General features: G+C 65.3%; 14 protein-coding genes and 1 tRNA gene. 10 read left to right on the plus strand and 5 right to left on the minus strand.

Going from position 1 to position 19947, the window contains the following annotated elements; all coding sequences use genetic code 11:
* Window positions 1–2: 2 nt before the first annotated feature.
* Window positions 3–242, minus strand: a complete 240-nt coding sequence (locus tag MUU56_RS12320; protein WP_023516665.1) for an SMc00767 family acetate metabolism repressor — start codon at window positions 240–242, stop codon at window positions 3–5.
* A gap of 102 nt (window positions 243–344) precedes the next feature.
* Entirely contained in the window at window positions 345–1634 is a 1290-nt protein-coding gene (aceA, locus tag MUU56_RS12325; protein WP_244767581.1) for an isocitrate lyase, read from the minus strand.
* A gap of 219 nt (window positions 1635–1853) precedes the next feature.
* Here aceA and MUU56_RS12330 point away from each other — a divergent pair, with 219 nt between their 5' ends.
* From MUU56_RS12330 to MUU56_RS12350, 5 genes are all read left to right on the plus strand, one after another.
* Window positions 1854–3269 carry a helix-turn-helix domain-containing protein gene (locus MUU56_RS12330; RefSeq protein ID WP_244767582.1) on the plus strand — a complete coding sequence of 472 codons (1416 nt, stop codon included), beginning with the start codon at window positions 1854–1856 and terminating at the stop codon, window positions 3267–3269.
* Window positions 3270–3453: 184 nt separating this feature from the next.
* Window positions 3454–4548 carry a polyamine ABC transporter substrate-binding protein gene (locus MUU56_RS12335; protein ID WP_244767583.1) on the plus strand — a complete coding sequence of 365 codons (1095 nt, stop codon included), beginning with the start codon at window positions 3454–3456 and terminating at the stop codon, window positions 4546–4548.
* Between the two features lie 79 nt (window positions 4549–4627).
* Window positions 4628–5770 carry an ABC transporter ATP-binding protein gene (locus tag MUU56_RS12340; RefSeq protein WP_244767584.1) on the plus strand — a complete coding sequence of 381 codons (1143 nt, stop codon included), beginning with the start codon at window positions 4628–4630 and terminating at the stop codon, window positions 5768–5770.
* A gap of 4 nt (window positions 5771–5774) precedes the next feature.
* Complete coding sequence (locus tag MUU56_RS12345; protein WP_244767585.1) at window positions 5775–6686, plus strand: ABC transporter permease subunit; 912 nt, start codon at window positions 5775–5777, stop codon at window positions 6684–6686.
* A gap of 4 nt (window positions 6687–6690) precedes the next feature.
* Complete coding sequence (locus MUU56_RS12350; protein ID WP_244767586.1) at window positions 6691–7509, plus strand: ABC transporter permease subunit; 819 nt, start codon at window positions 6691–6693, stop codon at window positions 7507–7509.
* A gap of 15 nt (window positions 7510–7524) precedes the next feature.
* On the opposite strand, the gene MUU56_RS12355 is transcribed toward MUU56_RS12350, so the two are convergent.
* The gene (locus tag MUU56_RS12355) at window positions 7525–9363 is read right to left on the minus strand and encodes an AsmA family protein (protein WP_244767587.1); all 1839 of its coding nucleotides are present in this window, start codon (window positions 9361–9363) and stop codon (window positions 7525–7527) included.
* A 181-nt stretch (window positions 9364–9544) separates the two neighbouring features.
* Here MUU56_RS12355 and MUU56_RS12360 point away from each other — a divergent pair, with 181 nt between their 5' ends.
* Entirely contained in the window at window positions 9545–11497 is a 1953-nt protein-coding gene (locus MUU56_RS12360) for an acetoacetate--CoA ligase (protein WP_244767588.1), read from the plus strand.
* 261 nt (window positions 11498–11758) lie between these two features.
* Here MUU56_RS12360 and MUU56_RS12365 read toward each other — a convergent pair whose 3' ends face one another.
* Both MUU56_RS12365 and MUU56_RS12370 read right to left on the minus strand, forming a co-directional pair.
* Entirely contained in the window at window positions 11759–13414 is a 1656-nt protein-coding gene (locus MUU56_RS12365) for an ABC transporter permease (RefSeq protein WP_244767634.1), read from the minus strand.
* Window positions 13415–13604: 190 nt separating this feature from the next.
* Window positions 13605–17285 carry an ATP-binding protein gene (locus MUU56_RS12370; RefSeq protein ID WP_244767589.1) on the minus strand — a complete coding sequence of 1227 codons (3681 nt, stop codon included), beginning with the start codon at window positions 17283–17285 and terminating at the stop codon, window positions 13605–13607.
* A 241-nt stretch (window positions 17286–17526) separates the two neighbouring features.
* On the opposite strand from MUU56_RS12370, the gene MUU56_RS12375 reads away from it, so the two are divergent.
* From MUU56_RS12375 to MUU56_RS12390, 4 genes are all read left to right on the plus strand, one after another.
* A complete protein-coding gene (locus MUU56_RS12375; protein ID WP_244767590.1) occupies window positions 17527–17976 on the plus strand; it encodes a phasin in 450 nt (149 codons plus the stop codon).
* Between the two features lie 144 nt (window positions 17977–18120).
* A tRNA-His gene (locus tag MUU56_RS12380) sits at window positions 18121–18197 on the plus strand.
* A gap of 133 nt (window positions 18198–18330) precedes the next feature.
* Window positions 18331–18906, plus strand: coding sequence for a TetR/AcrR family transcriptional regulator (locus tag MUU56_RS12385; RefSeq protein ID WP_244767591.1), 576 nt, complete (start codon window positions 18331–18333; stop codon window positions 18904–18906).
* Entirely contained in the window at window positions 18903–19832 is a 930-nt protein-coding gene (locus MUU56_RS12390) for a DMT family transporter (protein WP_244767592.1), read from the plus strand. The genes MUU56_RS12385 and MUU56_RS12390 overlap by 4 nt, the downstream gene beginning before the upstream one ends.
* The last annotated feature ends 115 nt before the right edge of the window (window positions 19833–19947 follow it).

Here is a 19947-nt window from a genome sequence, read left to right on the forward strand (position 1 = left end):
TGTCAGCCGCGACCCTGCGTGACGATCACGGGGATCAGGAGGTCGCCCCAGTTGCCCTCTCCTCCGTGGTGGCGGGCGGAGCGGACGAGCTCCACCGAGACCCCGGCCTCGACCGCCTTCATGACGGACTGGTTGAGGCGGTGCAGGTCGTTGGCGACCATGCGGATCATGGCCTGCTGGTCGGGGGTCATGGCGGAAGCCTGTTCTTCCGCGCGTTCCTTGACTCGGGTCTGGACTGTCATGGCATTTCTCCTCTTATTTGAGCATTTTGCAGGCAGGCGGTAGGCCTGCCGTCGCAGGAAATGCGGCTCTGTTGGGGGTTCTTGAAAGGTTGACGGGTCGGGTTATTCGGCGGCCGGGCGGAACTGCTCGTGCTCGGTCGATTCATGCATGGCGGTCGTGGAGGACTGGCCGCCGGTGATGGCCATGGACACGGCGTCGAAGTAGCCGGTGCCGACTTCGCGCTGGTGCTTGGTGGCGGTGTAGCCGTTGACCTCGGCGGCGAATTCCGCTTCCTGCAGCTCGGAATAGGCGGCCATCTGGCGCTCCTTGTAGCCGCGGGCGAGCTCGAACATGCCGTAGTTCAGCTGGTGGAAACCGGCGAGCGTGATGAACTGGAACTTGTAGCCCATCGCACCCAACTCGCGCTGGAACTTGGCGATCGTCGCGTCGTCCAGGTTCTTCTTCCAGTTGAACGAGGGCGAGCAATTGTAGGCGAGCAGCTTGCCCGGATGTGCCTTGTGCACGGCTTCGGCAAACTTGCGGGCCTGTTCAAGGTCCGGCTTGCCGGTTTCCATCCAGATCAGGTCGCAATGCGGCGCATAGGAGATCGCGCGGGCGATGCACGGCTCGATGCCGTTCTTGACCTGATAGAAACCTTCAACCGTGCGGCCCTTGTCCTTGTCGACGAAGGGCTGGTCGCGCTCGTCGATGTCGGAGGTCAGCAGCTTGGCCGCCTCGGCGTCGGTGCGGGCGACGATCAGCGTCGGCACGCCCATGACGTCGGCGGCAAGGCGCGCGGCGTCGAGGTTGCGGATATGGGCGGCGGTCGGGATCAGGACCTTGCCGCCGAGATGGCCGCACTTCTTTTCAGACGCCAGCTGGTCCTCGAAGTGAACGCCGGCCGCGCCTGCCTCGATGAAGGCCTTCATGATCTCGAAGGCGTTGAGCGGGCCGCCGAAGCCGGCTTCCGCATCGGCGACGATCGGGGCGAACCAGGTGTCGACCGAGAGGCCGTTGCCTTCCGCCGTCTCGATCTGGTCGGCGCGCTGCAGCGTGCGGTTGATGCGTTTTGCCAGTTCCGGCGCGGCGTTTGCCGGATAGAGCGACTGGTCGGGATACATGGCGGACGCCGTGTTGGCGTCGGCGGCGACCTGCCAGCCCGAGAGATAGATCGCCTTCAGGCCGGCGCGGACCATCTGCATGGCCTGGTTGCCCGAGAGCGCGCCGAGCGCGTTGACGAAGTCCTCCTCGTGGATGAGCTTCCACAGCCGGTTCGCACCGTTTTCGGCGAGCGTGTGGCGGATCTGGACCGAGCCGCGCAGCTTCTCGACCGTCTCGGCCGTATAGGGGCGCTCGATGCCGTCGAACCGGCCCTCCGGCGCGCTCGGGACAAGGTTGTAAAAATCGGTCATAATATCCTCCGGTGCGATGTCTCGGGATCGGGCTTGGCTTTCTTCATTGCCCGATTTCATGTGACATTATTTACATCGCAGCGCACAATAGGGCGAGAGAAAACCGGAAAATCAGCAGGATAATCGGGTAATGATGTCTTGTCTTTGACAGGCGCGCTCTGTAAAAAAGTAAACCTTGTAAATCTTTCTATTGCGTCGCGCGTGTAAAGGATTTGACATATGGCGGAGAACAAGATCTTTGCCGGCCCGAAGGTCCGGCGCATCCGCAACACGCTCGGCCTCACCCAGACGGCGATGGCCGAGGGCCTGTCGATCTCGCCCTCCTATCTCAACCTCATCGAGCGCAACCAGCGGCCGCTGACGGTGCAGCTCCTCCTGCGCCTCGCCTCCGTCTACAAGGTGGACCTCGACGAGCTGCAGGGCGAAAGCGCCGGCAATGCGCGCCAGCTGCGCGAGGTCTTCGCCGATCCGCTGCTTTCGGGAGAGTTGCCCGGCGATCACGAACTGGTGGAAATCGCCGACGCCGCGCCGAACGTGGCGAGCGGCATCCTGAAGCTCTACCGCGCCTATCGCGAGCAGGCCGCGCGGCTCACCGACCTGGCCGACCTTCTCGCCCGCGAGGGCCATGCGACGACGCTGTCGGGCACGCTGCTGCCGATGGACGAGGTGCGCGACAGGCTGGAGGGGCGCCCCAACTATTTCGGCGCCATCGACGAGGCGGCGGAGCGGTTTCACGCGGCGCTGGCGCCGGGCGACGAGCTTGCCGCCGCGCTGAAGGGCTGGCTGCGCAAGGAGCATGGCGTCGTCGTGCGCCTGCTGCCCGTCCACACCATGCCGAACCTGCGCCGCCGCTTCGACCGACACTCGATGCGGCTCTTCCTGTCGGAGCGCCTGTCGCCCTTCGATCAATTGCGCGAGATCGCCATGGAGACGGTGCAGCTTGCCCTCCAGGACGAGATCTTCGCCGAGCTCGACCAGCTCGCCTTCTCGACGGCGGAGGCAAAGCGCATCGCCCGTTTCGAGCTGGCGCGCTATGCCGCGCACGCGCTGATGATGCCCTATGAGGCCTTCCATTCGACGGCCCAGCGCGTGCGCTACGATATCGACGTGCTGCGCTCCCGCTTCGGCGTCTCCTACGAGCAGGCGGCGAACCGGCTGACCATGCTGCAGCGGCCGGGCAGGGCGGGCGTGCCCTTCTTCATGCTGGAGATCGACAATGCCGGCAATCGCTTCCGCCGGGCGGGCGCGCAGGGCTTTCCGCAGGCGCGCTTCGGCGGCGGCTGTCCGAAGCTCGGCGTGCATTCGGCCTTCTCGCAGCCGGGGCAGATCCTCGTCGACCGCGTGGAAATGCCGGACGGTGCCGCGTTCCTGGCGATCTCGCGCACGCTGGAGGGGCCGCAGGGCGTCTTTGCCGAGCGGGTGCGCCGCACGGCATTGCTTGTCGGCTGCGACGCGGCCCATGCGGAGGAGACGGTTTACGGCGAGGCGGTGCGGCGGGACGGGGCGGTTGCGGTCGGCGCGGCCTGTCGGCTCTGCGAGCGGCAGGGCTGTCTTGCCCGCGCCGAGCCGCCGGTAACGCGCCCCCTCGGGCTCGACGAAATGGTGGCCGGCTTGAGCCTTTTCGACTTCCAGTGACTTTTTGCTTGATTTCCGCCGCTGTTAGGGCTTCAAATCTGATAGGAATGAGAAAAATGTGATATCAAAATTCGCCCTGTGTTTGCGTAGAATGCCGCTTGTCGCCTCTTGAAAAACATCCATAATCGGCGACTGTTCTTCATACGAACTCATAGGCCCGAAAGAAAAACTGGGAGATAAATCAATGATAAGGCGTACTCTTTTGGCGACCGCTGCCACGCTTGCGCTGTTTGGTGCCGGCGGCGCGCTCGCGCAGGAAAAAGTCGTTAACGTCTACAACTGGTCCGACTATATCGATAGCTCGATCATCGACGATTTCACCAAGGAAACCGGCATCAAGGTCGTCTACGACGTCTACGATTCGAACGAGATCCTGGAAACCAAGCTCCTGGCCGGCGGCACGGGCTATGACGTGGTTGTGCCCACCAACACCTTCCTGCAGCGCCAGATTTCGGCGGGCGTCTACCAGAAGCTCGACAAGTCGAAGCTGCCGAACCTCAAGAACATGTGGGACATGGTCGCTGCCCGCATGGAGCCCTTCGATCCGGGCAACGAATATTCGATCAACTACATGTGGGGCACGATCGGCATCGGCTACAACAAGGCCAAGATCATGGAAGCGCTCGGCACGGACGCGATCGACAGCTGGAGCGCGATCCTCGACCCGGCCAATGCCGAGAAACTGAAGGATTGCGGCATCAACATGCTGGATTCCCCGACCGATATCATTCCGGTCGTGCTCGCCTATCTCGGCCTCAATCCCGACAGCCATGATCCGGCCGACATTGCGAAGGCCGAGGAAGCCCTCATGAAGGTGCGCCCCTTCGTGCGCAAGTTCCACTCCTCCGAGTTCATCAACGGCCTTGCCAACGGTGACATCTGCATCGCGATCGGCTGGTCGGGCGATATCTTCCAGGGCCGCGACCGCGCGGAAGAGGCCGGCAACGGCGTCGAGGTCGGCTACGTGATCCCGAAGGAAGGCACGCAGATGTGGTTCGACCAGATGGCGATCCCCGCCGATGCGCCGCATGTCGAAGAGGCCCACGCCTTCCTCGACTATATCATGCGCCCGGAAGTGATCGCGAAAGCCTCGACCTACATCCACTATGCCAACGGCAACAAGGCGGCACAGGCCGTCATGCCGAAGGAGATCCTGGAAGACACCACGATCTATCCGGATGAGGCGACGCTGGCGAAGCTCTTCACCAACACGACGCTGGATGCGAAGACGCAGCGCCTGTTCACACGGACCTGGACCAAGATCGTGACCGGTCAATAACCGGTCCGCAACGAATTGCCCGGAAGCCTCTTCCGGGCAATTTCATTTGTGCTGCCAAGAAAAGAGATGGGGACAGGCAATGAAATCTCTCGGCAATATCCGTCGTTCCTTCGCACCGTGGACGGATCCGGACGCAAAGCCATTCATCACGTTCCGCAATGTCACGAAGAGGTTCGGCGATTTCACTGCCGTCGATGATCTCACCCTCAACATCTACCACCGCGAATTCTTCGCTCTGCTCGGAGCGTCCGGCTGCGGCAAGTCCACGCTCCTGCGCATGCTCGCCGGCTTCGAGCGGCCGACCTCGGGCGAAATCATCCTCGACGGCCAGGACATCGCCGGCATCCCGCCCTACAAGCGGCCGGTCAACATGATGTTCCAGTCCTACGCGCTTTTCCCGCACATGACGGTGGAGAGCAATATCGGCTTCGGCCTCAGGCAGGACGGCATGCCGAAGAACCAGATCGCCGAGCGCGTCGCCCAGATGCTGAAGCTGGTGAAGCTCGAGAAATTCGCGAAACGCAAGCCGCACCAGCTCTCCGGCGGCCAGCGCCAGCGCGTGGCGCTCGCCCGCTCGCTCGCCAAGCGCCCGAAGGTGCTGCTGCTCGACGAACCGCTCGGCGCGCTCGACAAGAAGCTGCGCGAGGAAACCCAGTTCGAGCTGATGGACCTGCAGCAGGAACTCGGCCTCACCTTCGTTGTCGTCACGCACGACCAGGAAGAGGCGATGACCATGGCCGACCGCATCGCCGTCATGAGCCATGGCAAGGTCATCCAGGTCGCCACCCCGGCGGAAATCTACGAAGCGCCGAATTCCCGCTTCGTCGCCGACTTCATCGGCGATGTGAACATCCTCGACGGCAAGGTCTCGGCGAGCGGCAACGGCAAGATCGAGCTTGCCACCAGCGACGGCTTCACGGTCCGCACCGCGGCTGGCCATGCGCCCGCGGCGGGCAGTGCAGCCGGCTTTGCCATCCGCCCGGAAAAGCTGAAGGTGACGCGCGCCGCGCCCGTGGATGCCTCCGTCAACGCGGCCGAGGGCGAGATCTGGGATATCGGCTATCTCGGCGACATGACGGTCTTCTACGTCAAGCTCGGCAGCGGCAAGGTCGTGAAGGCATCGATGCTGAATGCCCAGCGCGAGGTGGAGGATCCGATCGCCTATGACGAGAAGGTCTGGGTCTCCTTCGGCGAGACGGCCGGCGTCGTGCTGAAGGATTGACCCGATGACAAAGCTCGGCTCCGCCATCTTCAGCCGCCTCGTCATCATCATTCCCTATGCCTGGCTGCTGTTCTTCTTTCTCATTCCCTTCTTCATCGTCTTCCGCATATCGCTCTCGACGACCGCGATCGCCCAGCCGCCCTACGAGCCTGTCTTCGCGCTGGCGGACGGCCTTTCCGGCCTCTTGGCGAAGATCGGCCAGTTCAGCTTCGACAATTACGTCTGGCTCACCGAGGACGCGCTCTATCTGAACGCCTATCTGTCGAGCCTCTGGATCGCCGGCGTCTCGACCCTGATCACGCTCCTGATCGGCTATCCGATCGCCTACGGCATGGCGCAGGCGCCGCGCACGCTGCGCCCGACGCTGCTGATGCTCGTCATCCTGCCGTTCTGGACGAGCTTCCTGATCCGCGTCTATGCCTGGATCGCCATCCTTAAGCCGGAGGGCCTGCTCAACCAGTTCCTCATCGGCATCGGCATCATCGATACGCCGCTGATCATCATGAACACCAACTGGGCGATCTATATCGGCATCGTCTATTCGTACCTGCCCTTCATGGTGCTGCCGCTCTATTCGGCGCTGGAGAAGATGGACAACACGCTGATCGAGGCGGCGCAGGATCTCGGCTGCCCGCAGATCTCCGCCTTCTGGAAGGTGACCTTCCCGCTCTCCATCCCCGGCATCGTCGCGGGCTGCATGCTCGTCTTCATCCCGGCCGTCGGCGAATTCGTCATTCCGGACCTGCTCGGCGGGTCGCAGACGCTGATGATCGGCAAGACGCTGTGGAACGAGTTCAACGCGAACCGCGACTGGCCCGTCTCGGCCGCCGTCGCCACCATCCTGCTCCTCATCCTGGTCGTGCCCATCGTGTTCTTCCAGAACGCGCAGGCGAAAGCCGAAGAGCAGGGGAGGTAAGCCCATGAACACCTGGTCGCGTTTCAACATCGTCTCGGTCGTTCTCGGCTTCGCCTTCCTCTACCTGCCGATCGTTCTGCTGGTCATCTTCTCCTTCAACGAGTCGAAGCTGGTCACGGTCTGGGCCGGGTTCTCGACCCGGTGGTACGTCTCGCTCTTCAACAACCAGGGCCTGATGGATGCCGCCTGGGTGACGATCCGCGTGGCGCTGCTGTCGGCCACCGTCGCCACCGTCCTCGGCACCATGGCGGCGCTGGCGCTGACGCGCTACACGCGTTTCCGCGGCCGGCTGCTGTTTTCCGGCATGGTCTACGCGCCGCTCGTCATGCCGGAGGTCATCACCGGCCTTTCGCTGCTCCTGCTCTTCGTCGCCATCGGTTTCGACCGCGGCTTCGTGACGGTCATGCTGGCGCACATCACCTTCTCGATGTGCTTCGTCACGGTCGTGGTGCAGTCGCGCCTGCTCTCCTTCGACCGCTCGATCGAGGAGGCCGCAATGGATCTCGGGGCGACGCCGGTGAAGACCTTCTTCGAGGTAACGCTGCCGGTCATCGCGCCGGCCGTGCTGTCCGGCTGGATGCTGGCCCTCACGCTCTCGCTCGACGACCTCGTCATCGCGAGCTTCACCTCGGGACCCGGCGCCACGACCCTGCCGATGAAGATCTACAGCCAGGTGCGTCTCGGCGTGACGCCGGAGATCAACGCGGCCTGCACGCTGCTTATCGGCCTCGTCGCCATCGGCGTCCTCATCGCCTCGCTCATGACGAAGCGCCGCGAGGTCCAGCGCCAGCGCGACGAGCAGGCGGCCTTCGCCGGCCGTTAAGCCTGGACGGGAGCCCTACTGGCGGGGCTGCTGCCCCGTCAGGATGGAGATCGGCGAGATCACCGGCTCCGGCCAGGAACCGCCGACGAAGAAGCTGATCGCCGGCGTGACGACGGGAGTTTCCGCCTGCTGCCGGTCGGCGAGCGTGCCGGCCAGCGCGACGCTGCCGCTGCGATAGGGGATCATGCCGGAGAGCGTCAGCAGCTTCTCGTTGCCTTCGATCTGCGCCTTGGTCAGCTCCGCCAGGCCCCGGTCGAGCCGGGCCTCCACGTCGGCCCGGACGAAATCGAAGGATCCGTTCGACGCCTCGGAGAAGTTGAAGAAGGCGTTCTTCGCCGCCCGCTCCTCGAAGGCCTGGCGGTTGAAATGGGTGAGCGTGCCGGGTCCCATGGCCAGCCGGAAGTGGCCGGACATGTCGGACGCCGTCGTCGCCCAGAGCGGCCGGTCCGTCGACAGCTCGAAATCGGCCGAGCCGCGCCCTGCCGGCAGCGGTCCGGGCAGGGCGAGCGTGTTGACGATCGCGCCGATATCGACATTGCTCAGCGACATCTGCAGGCGCCCGCCGCCGCGGAACCCCTGCTCGGTCAGCGCGATGCGCCCGGTCAAGCGGCCGTCCATGAACTGGCTGTCGCCGATGTCGAACGAGGCGCGGCCGTTCTCGATGCGCATGCCGGCGGCAAGGTCCTGCAGGGAGAAGGGCGAGAAATCCGCGCTCTTGGCGGAAAGCCGCAGGTCCATGCCGAATTGATGGATGAAGGCGGTGTCGATGCCGGTGGTCGCCTGGTCGGCGCCGGGAAGCGGCGAGAAGGCGGTCAGGAAGGCGTGAAGGTCGATCCGGTCGAAGGCCAGCGTGCCGCCCACCTGCGGCAGGCCGTCCGGCGGCATGTTGACGTCGAGCACGCCGGTCGCCCGCGCATTGTCGAGGGTCAGCTTCAGGTCTTCCAGCTTGGCCGTGTAGCCCGCCGTCGTCACCTTCGCCTCGGCGGTGATATGGCCGAGATTGCCGACGGAGGGGATGTCCTTGCCCTGCCAGGCGAGCAGGTGGCCGAGCGACGGGGTCGACAGCGTCATGTTGCCGGCGATGAAGGCGTTTGACGAAAGATTGGCAATCCCCTCGAAGTTCATCGTCGTCGGATCGGCGGAAAGATTGGTGCGCACATTGGCGTTGTGCCCGGCGAGCAGGGCAAGCGGATGGTCGCTGTCGAAGGTCCAGCGCGTCATTTCGCCGTTGACGACGCCCGAAAGCGCGAGATCGAGCGGCCGCCGCAGGGCCGGCCAGCCGATATTTCCGTTGATGTCGGAAATGCGGTAGGGCGCGGTCCCGTCGCCCTGCGTGACCTCGATGACCCCGTCGAGCACGTTGATCGTGCCGATGCGCTCATCTGGAAGTTCCGGTATCGCCTGGCCCTCGGGCGCCGATTTGGTCGCGTCGATCGCCTGCATCAGCCAGCCGCTGTGGCGCCAGTTGAAGACGCCATCGGCATCCCAGCCCACGCGGATCGTCGGCCGCATGAGGTCGAAATCGCTGAACACCGGCTTGCCGCGCACCGCACCGAAGAGGTCGAAGCTCGCCGATATGGCGTCGACATGCGCAAGCTCGCTCCTGTCGGCCGCGTCGACCATCCGCACATTGCCGAGCGTCACCCGCGGATAGGGCCAGAAGGAGAACGCCGCCTCCTGGCCGATCTCGACGTCGGCGCCCGTCCAGGCTTCGAGCGTCCTTTCGATCTCCTTGCCGACCGTGTCGGTCTGGATGAGGAAGGGAAAACCGATGCGCACGGCGGCGAAGAGCACCAGAACGACAAGAGTTCCCCGCACGAGATGCCGTGACTGGATGAAACGGGAAAGGGTCATTCGGGTGCGGGTCCTCTACCGGCAGCGTTCACATCACTTCAAGCGAACGGGGATAGGCGCTTGGGCAGAAGAAATCAAATGGGCCATGGCGGAATTGCGTTCGGCAGCGGCGCGAACCGGCGTTCGCCACTTTATACTGCGGCGCAACATGCTATACGAAGGCCATGGAGTGGAGGAAAGCATGACGTCAGAAATGCCCTTGTGGAAACCTTCGGCGGACATCCTGGCAAGGAGCCCGATGGCCCTGTTCATGAAGGCCGGCAGCCGCATCGCCGGACGCGACCTGAAATCCTACGACGACCTGCACGCCTGGTCGGTGGAGGACCGCGCGGCGTTCTGGACCGCGGTCTGGGATGACGGCGAGGTCATCGGCGAAAAGGGCGGCGTGGCGCTCGAAAACGGCGAGCGCATGCTGGAGGCCCGCTTCTTCCCCGAGGGCCGGCTGAACTTTGCGGAAAACCTCCTGAAGACGACCGGCCCGGACGATGCCATCGTCTTCCGCGGCGAGGACAAGGTATCCTGCCGCTGGTCTTGGGACGCGCTTCGCGACCGGGTCTCGAAACTCCAGCAGGCCTTCGCGGCGATGGGCATACGCGAGGGAGACCGCGTCGCCGCCATGATGCCGAACATGCCGGAAACCATCGCCTGCATGCTCGCCGCCGCCTCGCTTGGCGCCATCTGGTCCTCCTGTTCGCCCGATTTCGGCGAGCAGGGCGTGCTCGACCGCTTCGGCCAGATCGAGCCGAAACTCTTCATCGCCTGCGATGCCTACTGGTATGCCGGCAAGCTGCAGGACGTCTCCGCCAAGGTGAAGGCCGTTGCCGGCAAGCTGGGTGTCCCCGTCGTGGTGGTGCATTATGCCGGCGATGCCGAGGCGCTTGCCGGCGCGCTGCCGGATGGCCGCACGCTCGATGCGCTGATGGCGCCCCATGAGGCCGAGCCGCTCACCTTCGTGCCGCTGCCGTTCCGCCATCCGCTCTATATCCTCTTCTCGTCGGGCACGACGGGCGTGCCGAAATGCATCGTGCATTCGGCCGGCGGCACGCTGCTGCAGCATCTCAAGGAACACCGCCTGCATTGCGGCCTCGTTGCGGGCGAACGGCTGTTCTACTTCACCACCTGCGGCTGGATGATGTGGAACTGGCTGGTCTCCGGCCTTGCCGTCGGCGCCACGCTCTGCCTGTTCGACGGCTCGCCCTTCCATCCCGACGGCAATGTGCTGTTCGACTATGCGCGAGACGAAAAGTTCGCCGTGTTCGGCACCTCCGCCAAATATATCGATGCCGTGCGAAAGGGTGGCTTCACGCCGCTGACGACGCATGACCTTTCCAGCCTTCGCCTGCTGACCTCCACCGGCTCGCCGCTTTCGCCGGAAGGTTTCTCGTTCGTCTACGAGGGCATCAAGCCCGACGTGCAGCTCGCCTCCATTTCCGGCGGCACGGATATCGTCTCCTGCTTCGTGCTCGGCATTCCGCTGCGCGCCGTCTGGCGCGGCGAGATCCAGGGCCCGGGCCTCGGCCTTGCCATGGACGTCTGGGACGAGGACGGCCATCCGGTGCGCGGCGAGAAGGGCGAGCTGGTCTGCACCAGGGCCTTCCCTTCCATGCCGGTCATGTTCTGGAACGACCCGGACGGTGCGAAATATCGCGCGGCCTATTTCGAGCGGTTCGACAACATCTGGTGCCATGGCGACTTTGCCGAATGGACCAGCCATGACGGCATCATCATCCACGGCCGCTCGGATGCGACGCTGAACCCCGGCGGCGTGCGCATCGGCACGGCGGAGATCTACAATCAGGTCGAGCAGCTGGAGGAGGTCGTCGAAGCCCTCTGCATCGGCCAGGACTGGGATGACGACGTGCGCGTCGTGCTGTTCGTGCGCCTTGCTCCCGGCAAGGTGCTGGGCGAGGCACTGGAAAAGACGATCCGCACGAAGATCCGCACCGGCGCCTCGCCGCGCCATGTGCCGGCGAAGATCATCGAGGTCGCCGATATCCCGCGCACCAAGTCGGGCAAGATCGTCGAGCTTGCCGTGCGCGAGGTCGTTCACGGCCGGCCGGTCAAGAACAAGGAAGCGCTCGCCAATCCGGAGGCACTGGAGCTCTTCGCGGGCCTGGAGGCGCTGAAATCGTGAGCGCCTTCGACGTTAATGATTTCCGACTGCCGCATTAACCAAGTTTTCGAAGTTGTGAACGAAAGGTTTGTGCCGGAACCGGTCAGGTAAGGTTTTGTTAAGCCGGAATGACGCAAGGTCGTGCCAACTTGAGCGCGCCCGATGATGGGCGTTCCGGTCGCACCCGACCCGATGGCATGAGGCCGTTCACCACGCTTTTGTTGGACAGCATTCAACTATCGGGGCGGCTTATGCCGCCCCCTTTTTTGCCCCGAACGCGGTTTAGCCGTCCTTGCGGTCCAGCGACCGCGAGACGAGGAAGACGGGAATGAGCCCGACGGCGACGATGATGACGGCCGGCACGCCGGCATCCTCCACCTTCGCCCGCGAGGCGTCCTCGTAGACCAGTGTCGCCAGCGTGTTGAAGTTGAACGGGCGCAGCATGATCGTCGCCGACAGTTCCTTCATGCTTTCGATGAAGACCAGCAGCGCCGCCGTCAGCGTCGCCGGCCGCATCATGGGCAGGAGCACGCTCCAGAGCGTCTGGCTGCTGGTGCGCCCGAGCGTGCGCGCGGCCATGTCGAGATGGGGCGAGAGCTTGTGGAAGCCGGCATCGATCGTGCCTTCCGCCATGGTGAGGAAGCGCACCGTGCAGGCATAGATGATGGCAAAGCCGGTGCCGGAGAGCAGCAGCCCGGTCGAGATGCCGAACTGCGCCCGCAGGAAGGCATCGACCGCATTGTCGAAATTGGCGAGCGGGATGAGCACGCCCATGGCCAGCACAGTGCCCGGCACGCCATAGCCGAAGGACGCGAGGCGGCCCGCGGCGGCATTCAGCCGCGAGCGCGTGGTGCGCGCGGCATAGGCGAGCAGGAAGGCGAGTAGCACCGCGACGAGCGCGGTCGAGCCCGAGACGAGGACACTGTTCCAGAGCGCGGAGAGAAGGCGCGTGGAGGCGAACTGCTCCAGCCGGCGCGCGGCATAACCGCCGAGCACGACGACGGGAATGGCAAAACCGATGACCGGCGGCAGAAGGCAGGCAAGCGTTGCGGCCCATTTCTTCCAGCCTGAAAGCTTGAGGCGCACGGAATCGTGCACGGCCGCCGTCGTCTTCTGGCTGGAAAACCGCTGCCGGCGGCGTGCGGCGCGCTCCACCATCATCAGGCAGATGACGAAGACCAGCATGATGCAGGCGATCTGCGCCGCGCCGGCAAGGCTGCCGCGGTTGAGCCAGGTGTCGAAGATCGAGAAGGTGAGGGTCTGCACGCCGAGATATTCCACCGCGCCGATATCGTTCAGCGTCTCCATGGCGACCAGCGTCAGCCCCACCATGATCGCCGGCCGCGCCATGGGGATCTGGATCTTGGCGAAGACCTTGAGCGGGCCCGCGCCGAGCGTGCGCGCCACGTCGGCCGCCGCCCGGCCCTGCATCAGGAACATCGAGCGGGCGGAGAGGTAGATGTAGGGATAGAGCACGCTGGACAGGACCAGCATCGCCCCGCCCGTGGTGCGCACTTCCGGAAACCAGTAGTCGCGGCTCGTCTGAAAGCCGAAGAGCGCGCGATAGGCGGTCTGCACCGGGCCGGTGAAGGAGAAGAACTCCGCAAAGGCATAGGCGCCGAGATAGGCGGGAATGGCGAGCGGCAGCACCAGCAGGCCGGAGAGCAGGCGGCGCCCGGGGAACTCGCAGCTCGCCACCAGCCAGGCGGTGACGACGCCGACGATCGCCGTGATCGCGCCGACGCCGGCAAGCAGGATCAGCGTGCGCAGCGTCGCGCGCGGAATGACGTTGCTAATGAGATGCGGCCAATTGTCGGTGCCGCCCGTCACGGCGATGACGACGATGGCGATGGCCGGTATCAGCACGATGACGGCCGCGAGCACGGCGGAGGCCGACAGGAGCGGATGGCGCCGCATGCCCGTCCTGCGGCCGAGCATCTGTGCCGGTAGACTTTCGGAAGATACCTGCAAGGCGTTCACCTCGGGAAAGGGGGTCCTTCGGCAGGCAGGCGCCCGAGCGGTTTCCCTCATCCCGCTTCACGCGGGAACCTCGCCGGGGAGGTGCGGGAGCCGGATGAGGGGCCGTCGATGCGCCTTGCCCTCGTCCCTCCGCTCTAATCCAATCGGCTCAATCTGCCAACACGCGCGGCGAGGGAAAGATCACTTCGACCAGCGTGCCCTCGTTCGGCGTGGAACTGATGGCGAAGTTCGCCCGGTTGGCATCGACCATCGCCTTGGTCAGCGGCAGGCCGAGGCCGGTGCCGTCGCCGCGCTTGCGCGCGCCTGTCGTCACCTGCCGGAAGGGTTTCATCGCCTGTTCCAGTTCGCTGCGCGTCATGCCGACGCCGGTGTCGCGGATGCGCAGCACGACGCTGCCGTTCGCCTCATAGGCCGTCGACACGACGATCTGCCCGCCCGACGGGGTGAAGCGGATGGCGTTCGACAGGATGTTGAGCGCGATCTGCTTGATCGATCGCAGGTCGGCGACGATCTGCGGCACGTTGGCCGAAAGCGAGGTGCGGATGATGACGCGCTGGGCGTTCGCCTGCGGCTGCACCAGCGAGACCGCCTCGGCGAGCGTCTCGTTGAGGCCGACGGCGGTGAATTCCAGCTCCATCTCGCCCGCCTCGATCTTCGAAATGTCGAGCAGGTCGTTGACGATGTCGAGCACATGGCGGCCGGAGCGGCCGATGTCGTTGGCATATTCGATATAGCGCGGATGGCCGATCGGCCCGAAGCGCTCCGTCGCCATCATGTCGGAAAAGCCGATGATGGCATTGAGCGGCGTGCGGATCTCGTGGCTGACGCGGGCGAGGAAGTCGCTCTTGTGGGCATTCGCCGTCTCGGCGGCCCGCTTGGCGTTGCGCAGCTCCTCTTCCGTGCGCTTCCACTGAGTGATGTCGCGGATGACCGCGCAATAGCCGGCGGAGGAGGAGAGGCGGCCCATGGTCATGAAGAGTGGGATGAACCCGCCGGCCGCCTCGCGGCCGATGACCTCGCGCCCGTCGTTGAGCACGCTGGCGACGCCGTGGCCGGCAAGCCCGGCGAGATAGTCGAGCACCGCCTTCTGGCTTTCATGGGCAAAGAGCATGGCGAAGGGCCGGCCGCGCGTCTCGTCCTCGTCATAGTTGAAGAGGGCGCTGGCCGAGCGGTTCATCGAGCGGATGTCGCCGTCCTGCCCGACGACCACGACGCCGTCGGTCGCCGTTTCGAGGATCGAGCGCAATTCGCTGACCTCGATGCGCAGTGCCGCGGCCGCGGCCTGGTCGGCATTGCGATCCTCGGCTTCCGCCACTGGAGCCGGCGCAGTCTCGACCAGCGAAAGCGCGGGCTTCGCGTGCAGCGGCGTCAGCGCCAGCATCAGCGCCGTGCCGTCCTCCCAGCGGATCGACTGGAGGCGGGCGTGCACGGCGCTCGTGCTCTCGCCGTCGGCATGGCGCAGGGTCATGGTGCCGTCGCCGTCTTCCGCGTCCTCGTCGGGGCCGGCCAGGAGGATGTCGAGCCCGCCCGAGGCTTCGAGGTCCTCAAGGCCGCCATAGCCCGTCAGGCGAAAGAATTCCGGATTGGCATGGATGAGCCGGTCGCCGACATGAACGAGCAGCGCGACGGGCAGAACGTCGACCACGGCGGCGGTAAGGCCATAGTCCATCTGCCGGCGCGGCGGCGCGATGGCCGTGCGCGCTTCGGCATGCGCCTCGTTCAGGAGGTCGTCGGCATGCGGGCCGATTTCGAGGCCGGGCACTTCCGCGTCGGTTTCATCGGCGGCAGGCGCCATGGCGGTTGCCTCGGCGCTCTCCGGAATTTCCGGGCGGGCGTCACCGGTCGTCTCGTCCGTTTGTTCGCCGCCGGCCGCCGTTTCCACGGGCTCGGCCGACGGACGGTCCTCCGGCTTGCGCTTGCCGAAGGTCTCGCCAAGCTGGCGGGCGATCTCGCGGAAGGCGGCCTGCTCGCCGGTCGAAAGGCCGTCGAAGAGACCGCCGCGATTGCGCCGGGTCTCGAGCTGCACGATCTTGTCGGATTGCCGGCGGGCCGGGGTCTCGACGAGGCGCAGCGCCGGGCGCTCGCCGCGGAAGGCATCCTCTTCGTCCTCGGCGGGCGTGGCCTGCATGTCCTCGCCATCTTCCGCAGGGGCTTCCGCTGCCGCCTCCGTTTCGACGGCGTCCTGCGCTACCGGGTTCCCCCCCTCTATATGATCGGCCTCGTCCGGCATGACGGAGACGTCGTCTGCCGTGTCCGTGGCGTCCGCGACAGGTTGCGTCGTCGCTTCGGTGGTGTCGTCCAGCTCCCCGGCCGCGCTCTCCAGGAGCGTGCCGGCTTCCTCGGCGAAGACTTCCTCCATCTCGGCCGCCTGGTCATCCGCGGCGCTGGCAAGCATCAGGCCGCGGGCGTGCGGATCCGGGGCTGCATCGGCGATGCGCACGATGCCGAAGCCGCGGAAGCCGTCGAATTCCCGGTTGCGCGAATAGGTCGGCAGGGCCGCGAGGTCGACGGGCACGACGAGGTTGGTGCCCTCGGCCGGCCACAGGATCGTCTTGCCGGACCAGGTGTCGCGGCGGCGCAGGAGGTCGCCGATCTTGCCCTCGGGGTCGAGGTCGAAGCGGGTGGCGACGTCGGAGAAGCGCTCGCCGGCAATCGCGGCGGCATGCGGGCCGACGGCGGCGGCGAACTCCTCCGAAATCTCGCTGAACCGGCCCTCCGCATCGATCTTCCAGACGAACCGGATCGGCCGGCCCTGCGGATTGAAGGTAAAGCCGTCCGTGTTGCGATCCGCCCCGTCATTTTCGGCCGCGACCAGAACGGCCTCGGCCCTTTCGGCTTCGGTTCCGACGGTCTCCTCCGTGGCGGCATCCGGCAGGTTCGCGGCCGGTTCGTCCGCTGCCGGCAGGATGTCGGAAGCCGTCTCGACGATCTCTTCGGCGGAAACCGCGGCCTCCATGCCGTCCTCCGGTGCGGCGCCGTCATCGACCGTGGGCTCCGCCTTGAGGGCAACGGGCTCGCAGACCGGTTCCACCACGCCGGCGATCCGTTCAGCCTGCTCCTGCGTCTCCTCCACCGCCGGCGCGGGGCGCTCGGCGTCCAGGACGGTTTCAGCCAGCGTCTCGGCAACGGGTTCCGCCGCGGTTTCATCCGGGTCGAGATGGCCCAGGATCGTTTCGACGGCGAAGAGCAGGTGGAGCGGCGGGTCGGCGGCGATGCGGCCGATGGCGGCGGGCAGATGGCCGCGGCCGGTGGCGATCGGACGCTTGACGAGGCGCTCGGTGCTGCGCCCGGCGGCCTCGACGAGGGCGCGGCGCGTCTCCGGGCTGATGGAAAGGCCTTCGAAACCGTCCGAGGCGGCGATGATCGTGCCGGCGCCGTCGAGCACGGCCATGTGCGTGTCCGGATCGTCGAAGCCGGTCAGCATGGCAGCGGCGGCCTCCTGCGGGCTCTGCCGGCCGGCGCCGACCGGCGCGCTGAACAGGATCGCCTCGTCGCCGGGGCGGATGGTGACGTCCTCGACGGCGGCCGTCACCGGTACGCTGCGAAAGCCGCTGCCGACGCGCATGAGAAAGGTGCGGCGATCGCCCGGCGCCTGCACCTGGCGGGCGGTTGCCGCCAGCTGGCGGAAGGCGACGTCGGCGCGGTCCGGCCCGGCATCGAGGAAATCGTAGATATTGTCATGGCCGAAGAGGGCCGCGCCGCGGCCGTTCGACCAGAGCACGCGCGCCATGTCCCTCGAAAACAGCACGACCGCCTCGCCCCTGGCGAAGGGCAGGCGCACCCGTTCATGGACGGCGACGTCGATAAAGGGATACTGCTTTGCGGACATGTTCAGGCCTGTCTCAATCCGGCGTCCCGGCTTTCCATTAACACTTTATTAATAGCGGCGCACCGGCGGAGGGTCCAGCGCCCGGCCCGCAAAGCCCCGGGCTTTCGGGCAGAAGGGTTAACGGCCTCATGATTTATTGTGCGATGCACAATTTTGTTGCAATGCGAAATAAGATCGCCTATATAGAGGCCATCCAAGAACACGGCGCCTCTAGAGAGGGCCAAACCAAGGAGCGCAGACAATGGCTACCAAGAAGACCGACGACGTATTCTCCATCGCATCCATCGACCCGAGCAAGTTCTCCGAGAGCTTCCGCGAATTCGCCGAAAAGGGCGCCGCGCAGACCAAGGAGGCCTATGCCAAGATGAAGGAAGCTGCCGAAGACGCCACCAAGACCGTCGAAGCGACGCTTGAAAGCGCGCAGGCCGGCTCCGTCGAACTCGGCCTCAAGGCCATCGAAGCGCTCCGCACCAATGCCGAGAACTCGCTTTCACATATGGAAGCCCTGCTCGGCGTGAAGTCCGTTTCCGAACTCTTCGAACTGCAGGCCGCCTTCCTGCGCAAGCAGGCCGAAGTCGCCGTCGAGCAGGCCAAGACCCTGCAGGAAACCTCCAAGAAGGTTGCCGAGAAGGTCGCCGCTCCCGGCAAGTCGGCCGCCGAGAAGGCCATGAAGTCCTTCAAGACCGTCTGAGCACCGTCTGGTGCGGGGCTGGACCCCATGATAAAATGGCCGGGTAATCGCTCGGCCATTTTCATTTGAGCGCTTGCAAAAAACGCTTGAAAAATGGTGCGGCTCCCCTTATGTGACGCACCAAGCGCGCAGGACGCGCCGTGTGCGGTTGTAGCTCAGTTGGTTAGAGCGCAGGTTTGTGGCACCTGAGGTCAGTGGTTCAACTCCACTCAACCGTACCACTTCTTCTCCCCTGAAATCCGGATGGTTGTAGCTTTCCCGCGGGACGGCGCCGTTTTGGCGATGCCTTGCCTATGCCCTCTTGACTTGCGTAGAAAATAGGTAGATCGGTCTACATATTTATTGGAGGGCGCAATGGGTGAACGGGTGCCTGCGCGGGAGCGCCTGCTGAAGGCGGCGGCCGAGCTGTTTTACCGGGATGGGGTCGGGGCGACGGGGATCGATACGATCACCGCGCATGCGGGCGTCGCCAAGATGAGCCTCTACAACAACTTCTCCTCCAAGTCCGATCTCGTGAACGCCTACCTGGAGGCGCGCCTTGCGGAATGGCATGCGCTCTACGGCGAGCGGCTGGCCAAGGCCGCGACGCCGCGCGAGCGGCTGCTGGCGGTCTTCGATTCCTATGTCGACCATGCCGAACGCGCCTATGGCTGGGGATTTCGCGGCTGCGGCCTGCTCAATGCCGCCGCCGAGCTTCCCGTCGGCGATGTCGGCCGGGCGACGGTGGCCCTGCAGAAGGAAGAGGTCGAGCAGCTCTTCAGGGCCTGCCTGCGCGAAATAAAGCCCGATGGCGGCGCTGCGATCGACGCGATGGCGGAACACCTGTCCTTCGTGCTGGAGGGCGCCATGGCCCGCGCCGGCCTCGACGGGCATGACGGTCGGCTGAAGGCGGCCCGCAGGATCGCCGTCTCGATCATGGACCAGCTATGAGCGCCAGCGATCTTGCGGCACTGCCTTCCGTCCGTGCGAACCGGCTCTGGTCGCTCGGCGTCCTCGTCCTTCTCGAGGCGGCATTGGTCGTGTGCTGGAGCGCCGGCTTCATCGGCGTGCGCTTTGCCAGCGACCATGCGCCGATCTTCCTCATCCTCTTCTGGCGAAGCCTCGTGTCCGGGCTGGTGCTGTTGCCCTTCGCGCTTGCCCTGGGACCGAGGATGCGCGGCAGGGACGTCGCCTTCCAGATGCTGCTCGGCGCGCTGGCCATGGCCGGTTATCTCTCCGGCTTCGCGCTGGCGATCGGTCTCGGCGTGCCCACCGGTCTCGTCGCGCTCATCACCGACATGCTGCCGCTTGCCGTCGCCTTCCTGTCCTGGCCCATTCTCGGTCAGGCGCTGACGGGGCGCCAATGGATCGGTTCGTTCATCGGCCTTGCCGGCGTGCTCATCGCCTCCGGCTGGTCGCTGGAGATCGGCCACGTGCCGCTCTGGGCCTATGGCCTTCCCGTTCTCGGCACCCTGTCCCTGGCGCTGGCGACGCTCTTGCAGAAGCGCAGCCCGGTCAATGCCATGCCGGTCTATCAGAGCCTCTGCATCCAGTGCCTGTCGGCAGCCGCGATCTTCGCCGTGCCGGCCTGGCACGAGGGCGGCGTGCTTCCGGTTCTCGATCGGGGCTTCATCGGCGGCATCCTCTGGCTCGTCTTCGTCGCGACCTTCGGTGCCTGGAGCCTCTACTATCTCGCGCTGCGCAAATCCTCGCCCGCCCGGGTGACCGCCGTCCTCTATCTCAGCCCGCCGGTGACCATGGTGTGGGCCTGGCTGATGTTCGGCGAGCCCCTGTCCTGGGCCATGGCCGGGGGGCTCGCCGTGTCCCTCGCCGGTATCCTCATCGTGGCGAAATCGCAGGCGCCCGCCCACCGCTGACGCGGCGTAAACCCTTCCTTTACCACGCTTTTGACGCCATTCCCGTTTTGGCACTCCATTAGGAAACCGTTGACCAATGAATCCCTAATGTCCTCCCGTTCCTGTGTGGGACCGG

The sequence above is a fragment of the Shinella yambaruensis genome, assembly GCF_022899355.1.
In the GTDB taxonomy this organism is placed as follows: Bacteria; Pseudomonadota; Alphaproteobacteria; order Rhizobiales; family Rhizobiaceae; genus Shinella; species Shinella yambaruensis.